General features: G+C 71.8%; 15 protein-coding genes. 11 read left to right on the forward strand and 4 right to left on the reverse strand.

What is annotated here, in order from left to right; all coding sequences use genetic code 11:
- Nucleotides 1-5: 5 nt before the first annotated feature.
- Nucleotides 6-674 (reverse strand): hemerythrin domain-containing protein, encoded by a 669-nt coding sequence (locus ASD18_RS18805; protein WP_056095955.1) that lies wholly within the window; start codon nucleotides 672-674, stop codon nucleotides 6-8.
- Nucleotides 675-788: 114 nt separating this feature from the next.
- On the opposite strand from ASD18_RS18805, the gene ASD18_RS18810 reads away from it, so the two are divergent.
- Nucleotides 789-1,268, forward strand: a complete 480-nt coding sequence (locus ASD18_RS18810) for a CGNR zinc finger domain-containing protein (RefSeq protein ID WP_056095957.1) — start codon at nucleotides 789-791, stop codon at nucleotides 1,266-1,268.
- On the opposite strand, the gene ASD18_RS18815 is transcribed toward ASD18_RS18810, so the two are convergent.
- The gene (locus tag ASD18_RS18815; protein WP_056095960.1) at nucleotides 1,259-1,726 is read right to left on the reverse strand and encodes a nitroreductase family deazaflavin-dependent oxidoreductase; all 468 of its coding nucleotides are present in this window, start codon (nucleotides 1,724-1,726) and stop codon (nucleotides 1,259-1,261) included. The genes ASD18_RS18810 and ASD18_RS18815 overlap by 10 nt on opposite strands.
- A gap of 385 nt (nucleotides 1,727-2,111) precedes the next feature.
- On the opposite strand from ASD18_RS18815, the gene ASD18_RS18820 reads away from it, so the two are divergent.
- The 3 genes from ASD18_RS18820 to ASD18_RS18830 all read left to right on the forward strand — a co-directional run bounded on the left by ASD18_RS18820 (nucleotide 2,112) and on the right by ASD18_RS18830 (nucleotide 6,798).
- On the forward strand, nucleotides 2,112-3,896 hold the full coding sequence (locus ASD18_RS18820; RefSeq protein WP_056095963.1) for an ABC transporter family substrate-binding protein: 1,785 nt from the start codon (nucleotides 2,112-2,114) through the stop codon (nucleotides 3,894-3,896).
- A gap of 230 nt (nucleotides 3,897-4,126) precedes the next feature.
- A complete protein-coding gene (locus ASD18_RS18825) occupies nucleotides 4,127-5,668 on the forward strand; it encodes an ABC transporter permease (RefSeq protein WP_056095966.1) in 1,542 nt (513 codons plus the stop codon).
- A complete protein-coding gene (locus ASD18_RS18830) occupies nucleotides 5,665-6,798 on the forward strand; it encodes an ABC transporter permease (RefSeq protein ID WP_056095970.1) in 1,134 nt (377 codons plus the stop codon). Before ASD18_RS18825 ends, ASD18_RS18830 begins: the two co-directional genes overlap by 4 nt.
- Before the next feature lie 2 nt (nucleotides 6,799-6,800).
- Here the strand turns inward: ASD18_RS18830 and ASD18_RS18835 are convergent, their stop codons facing one another.
- A complete protein-coding gene (locus tag ASD18_RS18835; protein WP_056095972.1) occupies nucleotides 6,801-7,373 on the reverse strand; it encodes a PH domain-containing protein in 573 nt (190 codons plus the stop codon).
- A 74-nt stretch (nucleotides 7,374-7,447) separates the two neighbouring features.
- Between ASD18_RS18835 and ASD18_RS18840 the strand changes: the two genes are divergently transcribed.
- The 7 genes from ASD18_RS18840 (at nucleotide 7,448) to ASD18_RS18870 (ending at nucleotide 18,600) form a co-directional block, all read left to right on the forward strand.
- On the forward strand, nucleotides 7,448-9,250 hold the full coding sequence (locus tag ASD18_RS18840) for an ABC transporter ATP-binding protein (RefSeq protein ID WP_056095975.1): 1,803 nt from the start codon (nucleotides 7,448-7,450) through the stop codon (nucleotides 9,248-9,250).
- A gap of 155 nt (nucleotides 9,251-9,405) precedes the next feature.
- Nucleotides 9,406-11,217: an ABC transporter substrate-binding protein gene (locus ASD18_RS18845; protein ID WP_156388097.1), complete on the forward strand. Its 1,812-nt coding sequence runs from the start codon at nucleotides 9,406-9,408 to the stop codon at nucleotides 11,215-11,217.
- Nucleotides 11,218-11,323: 106 nt separating this feature from the next.
- Nucleotides 11,324-13,282, forward strand: a complete 1,959-nt coding sequence (gene typA / locus ASD18_RS18850) for a translational GTPase TypA (RefSeq protein WP_056095981.1) — start codon at nucleotides 11,324-11,326, stop codon at nucleotides 13,280-13,282.
- A gap of 7 nt (nucleotides 13,283-13,289) precedes the next feature.
- Nucleotides 13,290-14,246 carry a PIG-L family deacetylase gene (locus tag ASD18_RS18855; protein ID WP_056095986.1) on the forward strand — a complete coding sequence of 319 codons (957 nt, stop codon included), beginning with the start codon at nucleotides 13,290-13,292 and terminating at the stop codon, nucleotides 14,244-14,246.
- A 5-nt stretch (nucleotides 14,247-14,251) separates the two neighbouring features.
- Nucleotides 14,252-14,668 (forward strand): hypothetical protein, encoded by a 417-nt coding sequence (locus tag ASD18_RS18860; RefSeq protein ID WP_056095989.1) that lies wholly within the window; start codon nucleotides 14,252-14,254, stop codon nucleotides 14,666-14,668.
- Nucleotides 14,665-15,159 carry a flavin reductase family protein gene (locus ASD18_RS18865; protein ID WP_056095992.1) on the forward strand — a complete coding sequence of 165 codons (495 nt, stop codon included), beginning with the start codon at nucleotides 14,665-14,667 and terminating at the stop codon, nucleotides 15,157-15,159. The genes ASD18_RS18860 and ASD18_RS18865 overlap by 4 nt, the downstream gene beginning before the upstream one ends.
- Nucleotides 15,160-15,294: 135 nt before the next feature.
- Nucleotides 15,295-18,600: a VanW family protein gene (locus tag ASD18_RS18870; RefSeq protein ID WP_056095995.1), complete on the forward strand. Its 3,306-nt coding sequence runs from the start codon at nucleotides 15,295-15,297 to the stop codon at nucleotides 18,598-18,600.
- Here the strand turns inward: ASD18_RS18870 and ASD18_RS18875 are convergent, their stop codons facing one another.
- Nucleotides 18,601-18,867 carry a hypothetical protein gene (locus ASD18_RS18875; protein WP_056095998.1) on the reverse strand — a complete coding sequence of 89 codons (267 nt, stop codon included), beginning with the start codon at nucleotides 18,865-18,867 and terminating at the stop codon, nucleotides 18,601-18,603. It abuts the gene before it with no gap.
- Between the last annotated feature and the right edge of the window lie 9 nt (nucleotides 18,868-18,876).

Here is an 18,876-nt window from a genome sequence, read left to right on the forward strand (position 1 = left end):
CGGTTTCAGCCGTAGATGCGGGCCCGGTGCGCCGCGAACTGCCGCTTGCCGATCAGCCGCCACAGCACGCGCGCGGGCGCCGGGAGGTTGGTGCGGAGCCAGCCCGCCTGCTCGTCGGCAGGGACGACCTCGAGGATCCAGCCCAGCTGCAGGAACAGCCGGTCCTTGGGGATCGCGGACATCCCGTGCTCGTGCAGCAGCCCCCACTCGCGCTGCGACATGACCGTCGCCGCGGTGGGCAGGATCTGCGTCTCCTCCTGGCCGAGGTGCAGCAGGAGCGTGTCGCGGACCTCGTCCAGCAGGGCAGCGACCGCCTCGCGCTCGGTGGAACCCGCGGCGGCCTCCCAGGCGTCCATGAGGTCGTCGAGGCGGTCCAGCTGCGCCGCCGTCGCCGCGTGCTGGACGCGCATGAGGCCGACGTGCAGGGCGCAGGAGGGAGCCCGCTGCTCGAGGGTGTCCCAGAGCAGCAGGTCCTCGCCCTCGTGGTGGTGGCGCAGGGCGCCGGCGAGCTCGCGCACGTGGTCGGACACGGGGAGCATCCGGTCGGTGTCGCGGTCGGCCACGCCGCGCACCAGCACGGGGGCATCGGTGAACGCGCGCCGGAACAGCGCGTGGATGGTGAGCATGTCGGAGGTGTCGCAGCCGGGCTTCTCGGTGCTGGTGACGGTGGTCATCGTGCGTCTCGCTCTCGTGCGTCGGCTCGTCGGATCAACTGTGCGTCACCAGTAAAACCAGTACGCTGGTGATGACTATGGTGGCGAGCCGTCGACGACGTCAAGGAGGTTCCCGTGCCCGACCAGCTGCTGCGATGGGTCGAGCTGGACAGCGAGCCCGGCGTGGCCCCCGGCTCGGTCGAGCGCGTGCGCGCGCTGCTGAACACCGACGACCGGTTCCACGGCGTGGACCGTCTGGTCGGCGCGCCCGCCGACCTCGTCGCGTTCCGCGACACCCTGCGCCGCTACCTGTCCTCCGGTGACGCGACAGAGCTGGACGCGCTCGCGGCCGCTCACCCGCTCGTCGTCAGCTTCGGCGGTGGTGCCTCCCTGGCGCCCGCGGGTGACGACGCCGTCGTGGCCGGACTGCTCGCGGAGGTGCACCGGGCGCACGCGGCGGGGGACTGGTCCCGGCTCAAGGCGTGCGCGAACCCCGACTGCCAGTGGGTCTACTACGACGGCTCCCGCAACCGCTCCGGCCGCTGGTGCTCGATGACCGAGTGCGGCGACGTGATGAAGGCCCGCGCCTACCGCCGGCGCTCGCGTCAGTCCTGAGGGCTCAGGCGGAACACGCGGAGCTCCCGTCCGGCGCGTGCGGCGTAGTGCTCGTACCCGGGCCAGACCGCGAGCAGGGCCGGCAGCAGGCGGGCGCGCTCGTCGTCGTCGGCCAAGGTCGCGACCACGGGCGTCGTCACCCCGGCGATGGTGACCGTGGCCCGCGGGTCCGCCAGGAGGTTCCCGGACCAGGCGGGGTGGTGCTCCTGACCCCAGTTGGAGCCGATGAGCACCCAGCCGTCGCCGTCGACGGTGTACAGCAGGACCGCCTCCCGCGGCTCCCCGGACCGACGGCCGGTCGTCGTGAGGATCAGCTGTGGAAGGCTCGGCCTGCCCAGGGTGCTCCACCGCCCGCGGGACGCCTTCTGCAGCCGGCGGTCGAGGCCGGACGTCGCCCGTCCTGCGCGGGCGAACCACCGGGTGCGGCCGAGCCGGCGGACGGCCGAGGTGAGATCCATCGGACGAGTGTCCCCGACGGACGCGTTCTGTGACCCACGTCTCTGCAGGTGAGGCACGTCGTCCCGCGGACGGACCCCCTATAGCAGACCAGCGCGCCGCCCGCGTCGCCGCTGGAGTCACACCACCCCTCCGGCCCCGGGATCGGACACGTTACGGTGATGTTTCCGCGGGTCGCCATCTCGCATCCTGGACGGTACTGGCCAGTATCAATCAGGTAACGATCCGGCGTCAGGCTCACACCAGGCCGATATGTCCGAGCCACCGTGACTTACCTTGTCTCTCAACTCACGGCGGACGCGCTTCACGCCGGACCGCCTCAGCCCCGCAGCGTCATCGCACGGTTGAGGCGCGCAGGTCAGCGTCCACCCCTTCCCAGGAGGAACATTGAAGATCAGGCGAATCAGCGCCGCGGCTGCGGTCCTCGCAGCCGGCGCCCTGGTGCTCACCGCGTGCTCCAACACCCCGACGGACACCGCGTCGCCGTCGGAGTCGGCTGCCGCGACGACGGGCGGCAACATCGTCGTCGCCGAGACGAACGAGTTCTTCTCGTTCAACTCCTCGACGGCCAACGGCAACACGGACATCAACTCGAAGATCTCGCTCGCGACGAACTCGAACTTCTACTACATCGACGGCGACCTCAAGGTCCAGCGCGACGAGTCGTTCGGCACGATCGAGAAGACGAGCGACGACCCGCTGACGGTCACGTACACCGTCAACGAGGGCGAGACCTGGTCCGACGGTGAGCCGATCGACGCTGACGACCTCATCCTCGCGTGGGCCGTGTACTCCGGCTTCTACGACGATGGCGGCAACCCGGACGAGGAGGGCAACCCCACGACCGGCACCAGCTACTTCAGCTACGCCGGCTCCACGGAGGGCCTGAGCCTCACCGAGTTCCCCGAGATCGGCGAGGACGGTCGCAGCATCACGCTGACGTACTCCAAGCCGTTCTCCGACTGGGAGGTGTCGTTCGGTCTCGACCGCCCGGCCCACGTCGTCGCCAAGGGTGGCGGCCTCGCCGACGGCCAGGCGCTCATCGACCTCCTGAAGGACAAGCCCCGCGGCGACGCGGCGGCCCCGGTCGCGACGGACACGGCGCTCAAGGCCGTTGCCGACTTCTACAACACCGGCTTCGACTCCCGCACGCTGCCCAGCGACCCGTCGCTGTACCTGTCGAGCGGCCCGTACATCGTCTCGGACGTCGTCGAGGGCCAGTCGGTCACGATGGTCGCCAACGACAAGTACGAGGGTGACTTCGGTCCGAAGCTCGACGAGATCACCGTCCGCACCATCGCGGACCCGTCCGCCATGGTCCAGGCCCTGCAGAACGGTGAGGTCGACGTCATCTCGCCGCAGGCCAACGCCGACACGCTCGCCGCGCTCGAGGGTCTCGACGGTGTCGACGTCCACAAGGGCAACCAGCTCGCGTACGACCACATCGACCTGAACTTCTCGGGTGTCTTCGCCGACCAGAACGTCCGCAAGGCGTTCCTCAAGACGATCCCCCGCCAGGCGATCCTCGACGCGATCATCACGCCGCTGGACCCCGAGGCCAAGGTCCTCGACTCCCAGCTGTTCGTGCCGGCCCAGGACGGCTACGCCGACGCGATCGCGAACAACGGCTCGTCCGACTTCGCCGAGCCCGACATCGCGGGTGCCAAGGAGCTCCTCGCCGGCGCCACGCCGACGATCCGCATCCTCTACAACGTCAACAACCCGAACCGCGTTGACGCGTTCACGCTGATCCAGCAGTCCGCCACCGAGGCCGGCTTCATCATCGACGACCAGGGCGACGCCAAGTGGGGCTCGCGCCTCGGCGACGGCTCGTACGACGCGTCGATCTTCGGCTGGATCAACTCGGGTGTCGGCGTCAGCGGCGTGCCGCAGATCTTCGGCACCGGCGCTGCGTCCAACTTCAACGGCTTCACGGACCCGTCCGCGGACGAGCTGATGGGCGAGCTCATCACGACCACGGACGTCGACGAGCAGACCAGCCTGCAGCAGGAGATCGACGCGAAGATCTTCGCCGCCGACTACGGCCTGCCGTTCTTCCAGAGCGTGGGTGTCGACGCCGTCGCCGAGCGCGTCGAGGGCATCGACGCGTACAACCCCAACCAGAACGGTGTCTGGTGGAACGTCTGGAACTGGAGCGTCAACGACGGCTGACCCTGGCCGCAGTAGCGCCTCACCGGACGACTGTGTGACAGTCGCCTGAACGACCGAAGGTGCCGGGTCGCCCGCCTCGCGCGGGGGGCCCGGCACCTTCGGGTCCGCCCTCAGCACGCTGACCAGGGACGACGGGGTCCGTGGACGTGCGCGGGCGGCGACTGAATTACGCTTGACTACTCCCGGCACGCGGTTCGGCGTGCCGCCCCGACACCGACACCTGAGAAACGATGACCACCTACATCCTTCGACGGTTGCTCGCGTCCCTGCTGATCCTGCTGGGCGCGTCGTTCATCGTCTACATGCTCATCGCCTACTCGGGCGACCCGCTGGCCGAGATCCGGTCGAGCAACTCGCCGAGCAAGGCCGACCAGATGGCCCGACGCACCGAGCTGCTGCACCTCGACGTGCCCCCCGCGCTGCGCTACTTCATCTGGCTCAGCGGCGCCGTCAAGTGCGTCGTCCCCTTTGCGGGCCAGTGCGACCTGGGCGTCACGCTCCAGAACCAGCCGGTCACCGCAGCCCTGGCGAACGCGATCCCGACGACGCTGCAGCTGGTGACGACGGCCGCGCTCCTGGCGATCCTGCTCGGCGTGACGATCGGTGTCATCACCGCGCTGCGGCAGTACAGCACGCTGGACTACTCGGTCACCTTCATCACGTTCCTCTTCTTCTCGCTCCCCGTGTTCTGGGTCGCGGTCCTGCTCAAGGAGTTCGGGGCCATCGGCTTCAACGACTTCCTGAGAGACCCCTTCATCGCGAACAGCACGATCCTGGTGATCTCGCTGATCGTCGGTGCGGTGTGGACCGTGATCATCGCCGGCACCCTCAAGCGGCGGCTGCTGACCTTCGGCGTCGCCTTCCTGGTCACCGTGCTGGTCCTGTACTACCTGTCCGTGACGCGCTGGTTCACGACCCCCCAGCTGGGTGTCGTCATCGTCGCCGTCACCGGGATCGCGGCCGCCTACGGCTTCACCGTGCTGTTCGCCGGGCTGCAGAACCGCCGGGCGCTCTACTCGGCCCTCATCACGGTCGGCATCGGGCTCGTCATGTACTTCGCGATCCAGCCGCTGCTGGCCAACGCCAACCTGTGGATCATCATCGGCCTCGGCATCCTCGCCATCGGCGTCGGGCTCCTGGTCGGTTACCTGATGGGTGGCTACGACCGAGGCCAGTCGATGAAGGCTGCGGCGCTCACCAGCTTCGCGGTCGCGTTCCTCATCCTGCTCGACCGGTACATGCAGGCGTGGCCCGCCTACATGTCGAACCCGCGGATCAGGAACCGGCCCATCGCCACGATCGGTGCGGAGACCCCCGGGCTCGAGGGTGACTTCTGGATCCAGGGCCTGGACAAGTACACGCACCTGATCCTGCCGACGATCGCGCTGATCCTCATCTCTCTGGCGTCGTACACGCGGTACTCGCGGGCGTCGATGCTCGAGGTGATGGGTCAGGACTACGTCCGCACGGCGCGCGCCAAGGGCCTCTCGGAGCGTGTCGTCGTCACGCGACACGCGTTCCGCAACGCGATGATCCCGCTCGCGACCATCGTGGCCATCGACATCGGCGGCCTCATCGGCGGCGCGGTGATCACCGAGAACGTCTTCTCGTTCAAGGGCATGGGACAGCTGTTCCTCACCGGCCTGCACAACATCGATCCCAACCCGGTCATGGGCGTGTTCCTGGTGACAGGCATCACCGCGGTGACGTTCAACCTGCTGGCCGACCTCACGTACTCGGCCCTCGACCCGCGAGTGAGGGTGAAGGCATGACCGCCATCCTGGAGAACACGGCGGACGTCCCGCCGAACCCGACCACCCCGGAGAACCCGGAGGATGTCAAGGGCCTCAGCCAGGGCCGGATCGTCCTCAAGCGCTTCTTCGGCCACACGGGAGCGGTCGTCAGCATCGTGGTGCTGCTCTCGGTGCTCGTGCTGGCCATCTCGGCGATCGGGCTGGGCCCTATCCCGGGCTGGTGGAAGTACTCCTACCTGCAGACGCCGCCCCTGGTGAACGGTGGCAAGCCCACCCTGCAGGTCTTCCCGTTCTCGCTGGGTGAGCACCCGTTCGGGCAGGACCGCGTCGGTCGCGACCTGTTCGCGATGACCATGCGCGGGACCCAGATCTCGATGTTCATCATGGTGCTCGTGGGCGCGATCGCTGCGCTCGTCGGTGTCCTCATCGGGTCGAGCGCGGGGTTCTTCCGCGGCAAGACCGAGGCCGTGCTCATGCGGTTCACCGACATGATCATCATCATCCCGGCGCTCATCGCAGCGGCGGTCGTGGCCAACTCGGCCAAGAGCGTGATCGCCCTGGCACTGTTCCTCGGCCTCGTGTCGTGGACCGGCATGGCGCGCCTGGTGCGCGGTGACTTCCTCACCCTGCGCGAGCGCGAGTTCGTCGACGCCGCGCGGCTGGCCGGCGCCTCGAACAGCCGGATCATCTTCAAGCACATCCTGCCGAACGCCGTGGGTGTCATCACGGTGAACACGACGCTGCTCATGTCGGCCGCCATCCTCACGGAGACGGCGCTGAGCTACGTGGGACTCGGTGTGAAGTCCCCGGACGTGTCGCTGGGTTCCCTCATCAGCGCCAACCAGGCGGCCTTCGCGACGCGCCCGTGGCTGTTCTGGTGGCCGGGCATCTTCATCGTCGTCATCTGCCTGACCATCAACTTCATCGGCGACGGTCTGCGCGACGCGTTCGACCCGCGCCAGAAGAAGTTCGCGCTGCGCCGGGTCAAGGAGACGCGCGACCGGCCCGACCTGTACCCGGGGAGCAAGGCGCCCGACCACCTCACGACCGGGGGGTCGACCACGATCGCCGCCGGCGGCCTGTACGAGTCGCTCGACCGGCCCGCGGACATGGGCGAGGACAACGACGACGGTGAGGGCCGGCGGTGACGTCAGGTCAGCGCCACGACCACCACACCGAGCAGCGCGAGGGCCAGCAGCACGATCGCCACGCGGTTCCAGTGCGTGACCACCGGGGTGTCGTCCGCGACGCCGATGGGCAGCTGCTCGTTCTCGGCAAGGTGCTCCCAGCGGCGCCGCACGATGCCGGCCACGTGACCGGACGGTGCGCCGGGCAGGTCGCCGATGGCGACGGCGCCTCGCGCGTCGCGCGCGGTGCGGGGCATCCCGGTCAGCTCGTCGTTGCCGGCGGTGAGCACCTGGTGGCGGCCCGGACCCGGCGCCGCCCACGCGCGGTAGCGCCCGTGGGGGGTCACCAGCGTCAGCGAGTACTGGGTCTCGACGTTGATGAGCGCGGCCCACGGCACCGTGACGGTGCGCAGGGGGTTGACCATCGTCACGCCCTCGTCGGAGACCTCGACCCGCGGGTGCCAGAACACCAGCCACGCCAGCAGGCCGAGCCCGATCGCCAGCGGCAGCGCCCGCAGCACCGCGCCCGTCCCGTCCTCGAACCCCCGTGCGGCCGTCAGACCCGCGATCACCGCCCACGAGGCGATCGTGGACACATATCTGCTGCGCGGCCTGTATGTCAGGTCGCCACTCTCGGCACGCATGCCCGCATGATCTCAGGAGTCACACGATGACCGATACGACCGACCAGGGCGCACCCGTCCTCCAGGTCAAGGACCTGTCCGTCGACTTCGCCGTGGACAAGAAGTGGATCCCGGCGGCGATCGACGTCAGCTACGAGGTCCACGCCGGCGAGGTCCTCGCCATCGTGGGCGAGTCGGGCTCGGGCAAGTCCGTCAGCTCCATGGCCCTCCTCGGCCTGCTGCCCAAGAACGCGCGCATCACGGGCAGCATCAAGCTGATGGGCCAGGAGATGAGCGACATGTCGTCGTCGAAGGTGCGGGAGATCCGCGGCAACGACATCGCCATGATCTTCCAGGAGCCCATGACGGCGCTGAACCCGGTCTACACGATCGGTGCGCAGATCATCGAGGCCCTGCGGCTGCACAACATGATGTCGCCGACGGAGGCCCGGGACCGGGCGCTCGAGCTGCTGACCATGGTCGAGCTGCCGGACCCGGTCAAGGCGTTCAACTCCTACCCGCACCAGCTCTCCGGCGGCCAGCGGCAGCGCGCGATGATCGCGCAGTCGCTGTCCAACGACCCGGTGCTGCTCATCGCCGACGAGCCGACCACCGCGCTCGACGTGACGGTGCAGGCCGAGATCCTCGACCTCATGCGCAACCTGCGCGACCACCTGCACTCGGCGGTCATCCTCATCACGCACGACATGGGCGTGGTCGCGGACCTGTCCGACCGCATCGCGGTCATGCGTCGCGGCCTGATCGTCGAGACGGGCACCGCGCGGGAGATCTTCACCAACCCGCAGCACCCGTACACGCAGGAGCTGCTCGCGGCCGTCCCGCACCTCGGTGCGGCGGACTCGACGGGCGAGGAGATCGACCTGACGGCGGCCCTCGCGGCGGCGACCGGCAACGAGGACGCCATCGCGGTGGACGCCGAGGAGCTCGCGCGCCGGGAGGCGGCGAACCGCAAGGCGCTGGAGGTCTCCGAGCGGGCGCGGCGGGCGGCCGAGGTCGAGGGCACCGCCCCGATCCTCGAGCTGGTCGACGTGGCCATCGAGTACCCGAAGCAGGGCCGCATCCCGGCCTTCCGCGCGGTCGAGGGCGCCAACCTGATCATCCGCCCGGGCGAGGTCGTCGGACTCGTCGGCGAGTCCGGGTCGGGCAAGACCACCATCGGGCGCGCGGCCGTCGGCCTGCTGCCCGTCGTCGAGGGCACGCTCACCGTGGCCGGCGTCGAGCTGACCAAGCGGGACCCGAAGAAGCTGCGCTCGCTGCGGCGCAAGGTCGGCATGGTCTTCCAGGACCCGTCGTCGTCGCTGAACCCGCGGCTCCCGGTCGGCGAGAGCATCGGCGAGCCGATGTACCTGGCGGGCGTGGCCAAGGGCGACGCCCTGCAGAAGCGGATCGAGGAGCTGCTCGACCAGGTGCAGCTGCCGCGCAGCTACCGCAACCGCTACCCGCACGAGCTGTCGGGCGGGCAGAAGCAGCGCGTCGGCATCGCCCGCGCCATCTCGCTGTCGCCGGAGCTGCTGGTGGCCGACGAGCCGACGTCCGCGCTGGACGTGTCGGTGCAGGCCACGGTGCTGGAGCTGCTGCAGGACCTGCAGTCGCGGCTGAAGTTCGCGTGCCTGTTCGTCACGCACGACCTGGCGGTGGTCGACGTGCTGGCCGACCGCATCGCGGTCATGCGGCGCGGCGTGATCGTGGAGCAGGGCACGCGCGACGCGATCCTGCGCAACCCGCAGGAGTCCTACACGCAGCGGCTCATCGCCGCGGTCCCCCTGCCGGACCCGGAGAAGCAGCGCGAGCGCCGCGAGCTGCGGGCGCTCCTGCTCGACCGCTCCTGACACCGGCGCAGTGACGGACCTCGCGGGCCCGGTCGGATTGCTCCGACCGGGCCCGCGTGGCGTCCGCGAGGTGGACGAGATGTCCGGGAGAGTTCAGTTGCGGGTGTGATCGTCCGATATCGCTCGCATGGGTGGTTTCGTCCGGAGCGGAGGTCGTGGTGCGGCGTAGGTGGCTGGCTGGGTCGGGGGCCGTGGTCGCGCTGGTGATGGTGGCGGCGTGCACCTCGGAGACGCCGGAGCCGACGCGCACGGACACCGTGGTGGTCGCCGTCGCGGCACCGTTCACCTCCCTGAACGGCGGCACGGCGGAGGGTCGAGGGCCGGGCAGCACCCTGGTGCGCTCGCTCGTGCAGGCCGGGTTCGTCTCGCTCGACGAGGACGGCTCGGCGGTCCCCGACGCGGGCTTCGGCACCGTCGAGAAGATCAGTGACGCACCCCTGACCGTGAGGTACACGATCGACCCGGCGGCGACCTGGTCCGACGGCACCGCCGTGACCACCGCGGACCTGCTCCTGGAGTGGGCGGCGCGCAGCGGCCAGCTCGACGACGTGACGCCCGAGCTCGACGCCCAGGGCGGGGTCATCAACAACGACGCGCTCGACGCCGGCGTGGCGTTCGCGGCCGCGTCGCCCGCGCTCGTGCAGGCGCAGCAGCTGCCCGCCGTGGAGGGCGCGACGCTCACCCTCACCTACGCCACGCCCGTGGCGGACTGGCAGGTGGCGCTCGACGTGAACCTCCCGGCCCACGTGGTCGGGCAGGTGGCGCTCGGGGTGGAGGACCCGGCCGAGGCGGCCGCGGCGGTGTCCGCGGCCATCGCCGCGGAGGACAAGGACGCGCTGAGCTCGATCTCGAAGACGTGGCGCGCGGACTTCGACGCCGACGCGCTCGCGCAGCACGTCGACCAGGCGGTCTCGACGGGGCCGTACGCGGTCGACCTGATCGTGCCGGGGGAGCGCGTCGAGCTGGTCCGCAACGACGAGTACCAGGGCGACGGTGCGGCACGGTACGAGCGCGTCGTGGTCCGTAGCGACCTGGACCCGCTCGACGAGGTCGAGGCCCTGGCGGCCGGGTCGGTCGACGTGGTGACGCCGGCGGACACGACCGACGTCCTCGAGGCGCTGGCGGGGGTGGCCGGTGCGCAGGTGCGCACGGGTGGCGACAGCACGCTCCAGCTCCAGCTCCAGTCCGCCGGTGGAGGGGCGTTCGATCCCGCGTCGTACGGAGGGGACGCCGCCGTCGCGTCGGCCGTGCGCCGGGCGTTCCTGCTCACCGTGCCGCGGGACGCGCTCGTCGCGACCGTCGTCGCCCCGCTGTGGCCGGAGGCGGTCGTGGCCGGGGCGGTGCTGCCGTCGGTGGGTCCGGACGCCGGGGGTGACGTCGCGCCGAGCGGGCCGGCGGACATCGCGGGGGCGCGCCGGCTGCTCGCGGAGGCCGGGGTGACCGCGCCCGTGACGGTGCGCCTGCTGGCCAACACCACGGACCCGCTCCGCGCCAAGATCCTCGCGCTGATCACCGCCTCGGCGTCGGACGTCGGGTTCGAGGTCGAGCCGTACACCCCGGTCGAGGGACTCGGCCCGGACCTCGCGAACGCGGCCTCCGCGTGGGACGCCGCCCTGGTGCCGGTGCCCCAGGCCGACCTGCCGGTCGACTCGGTGGTCGCACGGTGGCGGACGGGCGGCGCGACGAACGTCACCGGCTGGACCGACGCCGCGACGGACGCCGCGATCACCACCCTCGCGCAGGCCCTCGACCCCGCGGCCGTCGAGGACCAGCTCGCCTCCGCCGCGCAGAGCCTGGACGCCGGTGGGGCGGCGCTCTCGCTGGTCCGGCAGCCGATCGTCGTCGCCACCCGGGGGTCCGCGGCAGCGACCGCGGGCAGCACGCCCGCCGCACCCGACGTGCAGCCGTTGGCGCTCGGCCGTGCGGACCTCACGGACTGGTGGTCCTGGGCGCGCACGGGCGCCTGACGTGGGTCCGGTCACCTTCTGACGCACGCGGACGGGTGGGCGGGTAGAATCGATCGGCGCGGCCGACGACTCGGCGCGCTCCCCACCTTCTGAGATGAGTTCCCCCATGTCTGAGCCCACGACTGCGCCGGCAGCGCACACGTCGTCTGCCGGAACGAGCGTGCGTGCCGACCTGCGCAACGTCGCCATCGTCGCCCACGTCGACCACGGCAAGACGACGCTGGTCGACGCCATGCTGTGGCAGTCCGGCTCCTTCGGCTCCCACGCGCACGTGGACGAGCGCGCGATGGACTCGGGTGACCTGGAGCGCGAGAAGGGCATCACGATCCTCGCCAAGAACACGGCGATCCGGTACACGGGTCCCGCGGCCGCGGAGATCGGCGAGCCCGGCGGCATCACCATCAACGTCATCGACACCCCCGGCCACGCTGACTTCGGCGGCGAGGTCGAGCGCGGCCTGTCCATGGTCGACGGCGTCGTCCTGCTGGTCGACGCGTCCGAGGGTCCGCTGCCCCAGACGCGCTTCGTGCTGCGCAAGGCGCTCGTCGCCAAGCTGCCCGTGATCCTCGTCGTGAACAAGACCGACCGCCCCGATGCGCGGATCACCGACGTCGTGCACGAGGCGACCGACCTGCTGCTCGGCCTGGCGTCCGACCTGCACGAGGACGTCCCGGACCTGGACCTCGACGCGATCCTCGACGTGCCCGTCGTGTTCGCCGCCGCCAAGGCCGGCCGCGCGTCGCTGAACCAGCCCGCCGACGGCGGCCTGCCGGACTCGGAGAACCTCGAGCCGCTGTTCAAGACGATCCTCGAGCGCATCCCTGCGCCCACCTACACCGAGGGCGCCCCGCTGCAGGCGCACGTCACCAACCTCGACGCGTCCCCGTTCCTCGGCCGCCTCGCCCTGCTCCGGGTCTTCAACGGCACGATCCGCAAGGGTCAGACCGTCGCGTGGGCCAAGGCCGACGGCACGCTGGCGAACGTCAAGATCACCGAGCTGCTGGAGACCAAGGCGCTCGAGCGCGTCAGCACGGAGTCCGCGGGACCCGGGGACATCGTCGCCGTCGCCGGCATCGAGAACATCACCATCGGCGAGACGCTGACCGACCCCGACGACCCGCGTCCGCTGCCGCTCATCACGGTCGACGACCCGGCGATCTCCATGACCATCGGCATCAACACCTCGCCGCTGGCCGGTCGCGGCGGCAAGGGCCACAAGGTCACCGCCCGCCAGGTCAAGGACCGCCTCGACAAGGAGCTCGTCGGCAACGTCTCGCTCCGCGTGCTGCCCACCGAGCGTCCCGACGCCTGGGAGGTCCAGGGCCGCGGCGAGCTGGCGCTGGCCATCCTGGTCGAGCAGATGCGCCGCGAGGGCTTCGAGCTGACCGTCGGCAAGCCGCAGGTGGTCACCAAGAAGGTCGACGGCCACGTGCACGAGCCGGTCGAGCGCATGACCATCGACGTCCCCGAGGAGTACCTCGGCGCGGTGACTCAGCTGCTCGCGCAGCGCAAGGGCCGCATGGAGACCATGTCCAACCACGGCACCGGCTGGGTCCGCATGGAGTTCCTGGTCCCCGCCCGTGGCCTCATCGGCTTCCGCACGCGGTTCCTCACCGACACGCGCGGCACCGGCATCGCGTCGTCCATCGCCGAGGGCTACGAGCCCTGGGCCGGCCCGATCGACACCCGCATCAACGGGTCGCTCGTCGCGGACCGCGCCGGCGCGGTGACGCCGTTCGCCATGATCAACCTGCAGGAGCGCGGCTCGTTCTTCGTCGAGCCCACGCAGGAGGTCTACGAGGGCCAGATCGTCGGCGAGAACTCGCGCAACGAGGACATGGACGTCAACATCACCAAGGAGAAGAAGCTCACCAACATGCGCTCCGCCACGGCGGACAACTTCGAGAACCTCGTCCCGCCGCGCAAGCTCACGCTGGAGGAGTCCCTGGAGTTCGCCCGCGAGGACGAGTGCGTCGAGGTGACGCCGACGACGGTGCGCATCCGCAAGGTGGTCCTGGACCAGACCGAGCGCGCGCGCATCACGGCCCGCTCCAAGCGCTCCTGATCCCTGGATGACGGCAACATCCGGCGGTCTCGTCGCGGTGCACGCGCACCCGGACGACGAGTCGCTGACGACCGGCGCGCTGCTGGCCACGTGGGCAGCGTCCGGTCGTCCCGTCACCGTGGTGACCTGCACGCGCGGTGAGCGCGGCGAGGTCATCGGTGAGCGCCTGGCCCATCTCGAGGGAGACGGGCCGGCTCTCGCCGCGCACCGCGACCGCGAGCTGGGCCGTGCGCTGGCCGCGCTCGGCGTCCGCGATCGCGGCTACCTCGACACGATCCGTGGGTCCGTCGACCAGCGCTTCGAGGACTCCGGCATGGAGTGGGTCGGGACCGGGCGGGCCGGGCGTCCCGACGAGATCCCGCCGGGCGCGTTCGTCGGCGTGGGCCTCGAGGAGGCCGCCGAGCGCCTCGCCCGCGTGCTCCGCTCCCGCCGGCCCGAGGTCGTCGTCACGTACGAGCCCGACGGCGGCTACGGGCACCCCGACCACGTCCGCACCCACGAGGTGACCCAGTGGGCCGTCGACTTCGCGCGGTCGCGTGCGGACGACGCGTCCCCGGCGTTCGACGTGCCGGTGGTCCTCTGGTCGGTGCAGGGGCGCCTCGCCCTGCAGCGCGGCATGCGCGCCCTCGGTGGCGACGCGGTCCTCGCCGCCCTCGGCGGGTTGCGCGACGACCTGGAGCTGCCGGACCCGACGGCGGAGCTGCCGTCCGTCGCGGTGCCGGACGACGAGATCGAGCTCGAGGTCGACGTGCTGCCCGTGCGCACCCGCGTCCTCGATGCCCTGCGCGCCCACCGCACGCAGGTGCAGGCGGTGCGCGCCATCGACGACGACAGCGCCCTCGTCGGCTGCTACGCGCTGAGCAACCGCATCCTCGCGCCGGTGCTGCCGACCGAGACGTACCGGCGAGGGACGGGCGGCTCGGGTGACGTCGCCTGGCCCGACGGCGTCCGCCCGGTAGCCTGACGCGCGTGCAACGCCTCTCCTCCGGTGCCCTCGGCACGGCCGCCCTGGCGCTGGTGCTCGGCGTCGTCGTCGGTGCACTCGGCACCGTGATGCATCGCAGCATCGAGCCCTGGGGCGTCATCCTCTGCCTGGCACTGGCGTTCGCCGGTGCCGTGACCGCTCGGGCCTGGGCGGGCTTCGGGGCGCTCGCCGGCTACGCGCTCGGCCTCGTCGTCTCCGTCCAGGTGCTCTCCCAGCAAGGTCCCGGGGGAGACGTCCTCGTGCCTGACGGTCAGGTGATCGGCTGGGTGTGGGTGCTGGGGTCCATCGCGGTCACGATCCTGGCAGGCGTCCTGCCGAGCGGGCTGTTCGACGACCGACCGCGCGCACCGAGGCCGCACCCCGCCGCGACGGACACCGACGCGGCGGACGCGGCGCCGTGAGCGAGGCCGTCACCCCTGACGCGTTCCGCGCGGCGGTCGGACGACTTCCCGCCGGGGTCGCCGTCATCACCCTGAGGTGGCGCGGCACCCTGCACGCGATGACGGCCAGCGCGATCACGTCGGTGTCCCTCGAGCCGCCCATGCTCCTGTTCTGCGTGCACACCGACGCCCGGTTCCGGGACGCGCTCGACGACGTGGACACCTGGTCGGTGAGCGTCCTGGCCGACGACCAGGCGCACACCGCCGACTGGCTCGCCTCCCCGGGCCGCCCCGCGATCGACCAGCTGGCCCGCGTCCCGCACCGGCCGGCCCCGGTCTCCGACGCGGTGTGGGTCGACGGCGCCGCGGCGTGGTTCGACTGCCGGACGGCGGCGGTGCACCGCGCGGGCGACCACGACGTGGTGGTCGGGTCGGTACTCGCCGCGGAGCAGGGGTCGGCGGAGGCGGGCGGGCTCGTGCACGTGCGCGGACGCCTCCGCCCGGTCCGCTGACGGGTCCGCGGCACGGCCCGACGCGCGTCCGGGTGAGATGGTCCGTCGCAGGTGGTGGCGCGGGCCTGCGGCTCAGGCTGGGCACGTAGACTCGCGCGGACGCGTTGTGCGCGTGTGGAGCAGCAGGGGAGCAGGATGAGCAACGGCACCGACCGCGACGAGCCCGGGCAGCGCAGCGACGACGAGCAGCAGACGCCTGCCGTGGCCGGCGCGACCCGTCCGACGTCCGACCCGGTCTGGCCGGTGTGGGGCGGCGCGGGTGCCGTGACTGCAGCGGCCGAGAGCCCTGCCGACGAGACCGCCGCCGACGAGCCTGCAGCGGACGATGCTCCTGACGAGGCCGCGGGCGACGAGCCTGCCGGTGACGAGGCGACGGGCGCCGAGCCGGCAACCGACGGCGTCGCGGGCGACGAGGCGACGGCTGAGGAGCCGGTCGCGGCGGTCGAAAGTGCCGATGGCGACGAGCAGTCGAGCCCCGACCCCGACCCCGACCCCGAGTCGGACGCGCTCGGTGCCGAGGTGCCCGCGAGCGACGAGTCCGCCGCGGAGGACCCGGTCGCCGAGGACGCGGTCGCTGACGATGCCGCCGGGACGGTCGGCGCCGACGAGCAGACGACGCAGGACTCGGACGACTCCGTGGTCGTCGACGAGCGCGACGGCGTGGACGCAGACGAGCCCGGGGAGTCCTCCGAGGGAGCGACGCCGGTCGCTGCGGAAGACCCGGCCGAGCCGGACCCGGAGGTCGCCGAGCTCGACGATCTCGAGGCGGACGAGGCCCCCGGCGACGAGGTTGCGCTCGACAAGACGGACGCCGACGAGGTCGCGCTCGACGAGACGGACGCCGACGAGGTCGCCCTGGACGAGGCGGACGGGGTCGACGTCGCGCCCATCGAGGCTGACGACATCACGGTTGCGCCGGATGAGGTGGGCGTCGACGAGGTCGCGCTCGACGAGACGGACGTCGACGAGGTCGCGCTCGACGAGACGGACGCCGACGAGGTCGCCCTGGACGAGGCGGACGGGGTCGACGTCGCGCCCAGCGAGGCTGACCCCACCGCCGTTGTGCCTGACGAGGCGGTCGCCGACGAGGGTGCGCCGGTCGAGGCGGACGACGACGAGAACGCGCCCGACGACGAGAACGCGCCCGACGACGCTGCGGTGTCGGAGTCGGTCACCCCGGCCGAGCCGTCCGCGGAACCGACGGATGCCGGCACGACCCCTGCGGGAGCGACCACCCCGACCGCGTCGGCTCCGAGCGCGCCCGAGTCTCCGGCTTCCGGGCGCGACGATGCGACTGCGGTCATCGCCCCGGTCGTCGCGGCAGCCGCTGCGAGCGCGGGGACGCCGTCGGCCGCCCCCGCCCCGGCCTCCCCGCCGGCTGCGCCGCCCGCCCCGATCGGCACGCTCGCGGCACCGGTGACCCGCACGGTCCCGGTCAAGCCGGGATCGGCCCCGGCCGTCGTCGCCGCGTCCGCCGCGGCCGCCGCCGCTGCGGCAACCACAGCCGCAACGACTGCCGCAGCACCCGCCACGCCCGCAGCGGCCGTGCCCGCGCCGGCGACGCCCGTGCCCGCGCCGGCGCCGACCGCACCGATCCCGTCGGGCCCGGTGCCGCCGAGCACCGCGGCGCGGTCGGCTGCCACCGATGCGGCCCCGTCGCGCGCGCCCATCCCGTCCGGCCCCGTGCCGCAGTCGCCGTCGGACCGCAAGGAGTCCCCGCTCGACGTGTTCGAGGCCGAGGACGGCAAGCGGCGCTGGCCGCGACGGCTCCTGATCGTCCTGGGCATCGTCCTCGTGCTCGGCGCCGTGTACGTCGGGGCGTCGTACGCGTTCGCGGACCGGGTGCCGCGCGGCGCGTCGGTGGCGGGCGTGGACATCGGCGGGCTGCCGTCCGAGGACGCGGTCGCCCGGCTGGACGAGGAGCTCGCTGACGCGACGACCCAGCCGATCGAGGTCGTCGCCAACGACGTCCAGGCGACCATCGACCCGGCGGCCGCCGGGCTGACCTTCGACGCCGCGGCCACGGTCGACACGCTGACCGGGGTGGACCTCGCCGAGCCGCAGCGGCTGTGGTCGCACCTCGTCGGGGTGGGCGCGCAGGATCCCGTCACGTCGGTGGACGACGACGCGCTGGCCGCAGCGATCGGCGACCTCGGGACGTCGCTGGCCCTCGCGCCGGTGGACGGGACCGTCGTGTTCGTCGACGCCACCGCGCAGTCCACGGACGCGGTGGACGGCTGGGACCTGGACCAGCCGGGGGCGGCCGACGCGCTGGCGTCCGACTGGTTGGTGGCGCCGCGGCCGATCGAGCTGCCGACCGCGACGGTCGAGCCGGACATCACGCAGGCGGAGACGGACGCCACCCTCGCGACGGCCCAGAAGGTCACCTCGGCACCGGTGTCCGTGGCGGTCGAGGGGCGGACCGCGTTGCTCGATGCGGCCACCCTCGCCGCGAACTCCTCGTTCGTGCCGACGGACGGGAACCTGGCGCTGCAGATGAATGGCGAGGGCCTCGCCGCGGTGGTCCTGGCGCAGCTGCCCGACCTGCTGACCCAGTCCGCCGATGCCCACTTCGAGTTCGTGAACGACGCCCCGGTGATCATCCCGGGCACGCCCGGCACGTCCCTGGATCCTGCGGCCCTGGCTGCGACGGTGGGGACCGCCGCCACGGGGAGCGACCGCACGGCACCCGTGGAGCTGGTCCAGGCCGACCCGTCCCAGTCGACGGCAGAGCTCGAGGCGCTGGGTGTCAAGGAGATCGTCTCGGAGTTCTCCACGCCGCTGAACAGCGAGCCGCGGCGCACGATCAACATCACCAACGGCGCGAGCAAGATCAGCGGCACCCTGATCCGCCCCGGCGAGACGTTCAGCCTCACGGAGGCGCTCGGGCCGATCGACGCGGCGCACGGCTACGTCGAGGCCGGCGCGATCGTCAGCGGCGAGCACACCGACGCCTGGGGCGGCGGCCTGAGCCAGGTGTCCACGACCACCTACAACGCCGGCTTCCTGGCCGGGTTCGAGGACATCGAGCACCGCCCGCACAGCGAGTGGTTCGCGCGCTACCCCGAGGGCCGCGAGGCGACGATCTTCACGGGCACGCTCGACATGCGCTGGAAGAACAACACCCCGCACGGCGCGCTGGTGCAGGCGTGGGTCTCGGGCGGGCGCGTCTACGTCCGCGTGTGGGGCACCAAGTACTGGACGGTCGAGTCGACCACGAGCCCTCGCTCGGGCGTCGTCGCCCCCACGACCGTGTACTCGCAGTCGCCGACGTGCGAGGCGCAGGGCGCGGGCAACCCGGGATTCTCGGTGACCGTCACGCGCCGGACGTACCTGAACGGCGCGCTCGAGAAGACCGAGTCCAACTCGTGGCGCTACAAGCCGCAGAACAAGATCATCTGTGGCCCCCCGCCCACCGCGACACCCCCCGCGACGCCGTAGTCAGGCGTCGGCCGGTCGCCGCCGGACGGGGGCCGGCGGGACGAGCTTGGTGAGCACGATGTCGGCTGCGGGGACCCGCACGTCACCGCGTCGGGTGCGCACCAGGACGCCGTCGTCGTCGACCGCGAGCAGGTCCCCGAGCACGTCCGTGTGCTGGGGGACCTGCTCGCCGGGCTGCTCGGAGCCTGGCGCCGGCAGGTCGTCGCGGAGCCGACGGACGACGACGCGGACCCCGGGTGACCAGGTGCGCCATTCCGCGGTGCTCACGAGAGGGGC

Source organism: Cellulomonas sp. Root137 (genome assembly GCF_001426725.1).
In the GTDB taxonomy this organism is placed as follows: Bacteria; Actinomycetota; Actinomycetes; order Actinomycetales; family Cellulomonadaceae; genus Cellulomonas.

Excerpts from the sequence above, each read along its gene's own strand:
- ASD18_RS18870 (WP_056095995.1), top strand. The coding sequence starts at position 15,295 with ATGAGCAACGGCACCGACCGCGACGAGCCCGGGCAGCGCAGCGACGAC.
- ASD18_RS18815 (WP_056095960.1), bottom strand. The coding sequence starts at position 1,726 with ATGGATCTCACCTCGGCCGTCCGCCGGCTCGGCCGCACCCGGTGGTTC.
- ASD18_RS18825 (WP_056095966.1), top strand. The coding sequence starts at position 4,127 with ATGACCACCTACATCCTTCGACGGTTGCTCGCGTCCCTGCTGATCCTG.
- ASD18_RS18855 (WP_056095986.1), top strand. The coding sequence starts at position 13,290 with ATGACGGCAACATCCGGCGGTCTCGTCGCGGTGCACGCGCACCCGGAC.
- ASD18_RS18805 (WP_056095955.1), bottom strand. The coding sequence starts at position 674 with ATGACCACCGTCACCAGCACCGAGAAGCCCGGCTGCGACACCTCCGAC.
- ASD18_RS18830 (WP_056095970.1), top strand. The coding sequence starts at position 5,665 with ATGACCGCCATCCTGGAGAACACGGCGGACGTCCCGCCGAACCCGACC.
- ASD18_RS18840 (WP_056095975.1), top strand. The coding sequence starts at position 7,448 with ATGACCGATACGACCGACCAGGGCGCACCCGTCCTCCAGGTCAAGGAC.
- typA (WP_056095981.1), top strand. The coding sequence starts at position 11,324 with ATGTCTGAGCCCACGACTGCGCCGGCAGCGCACACGTCGTCTGCCGGA.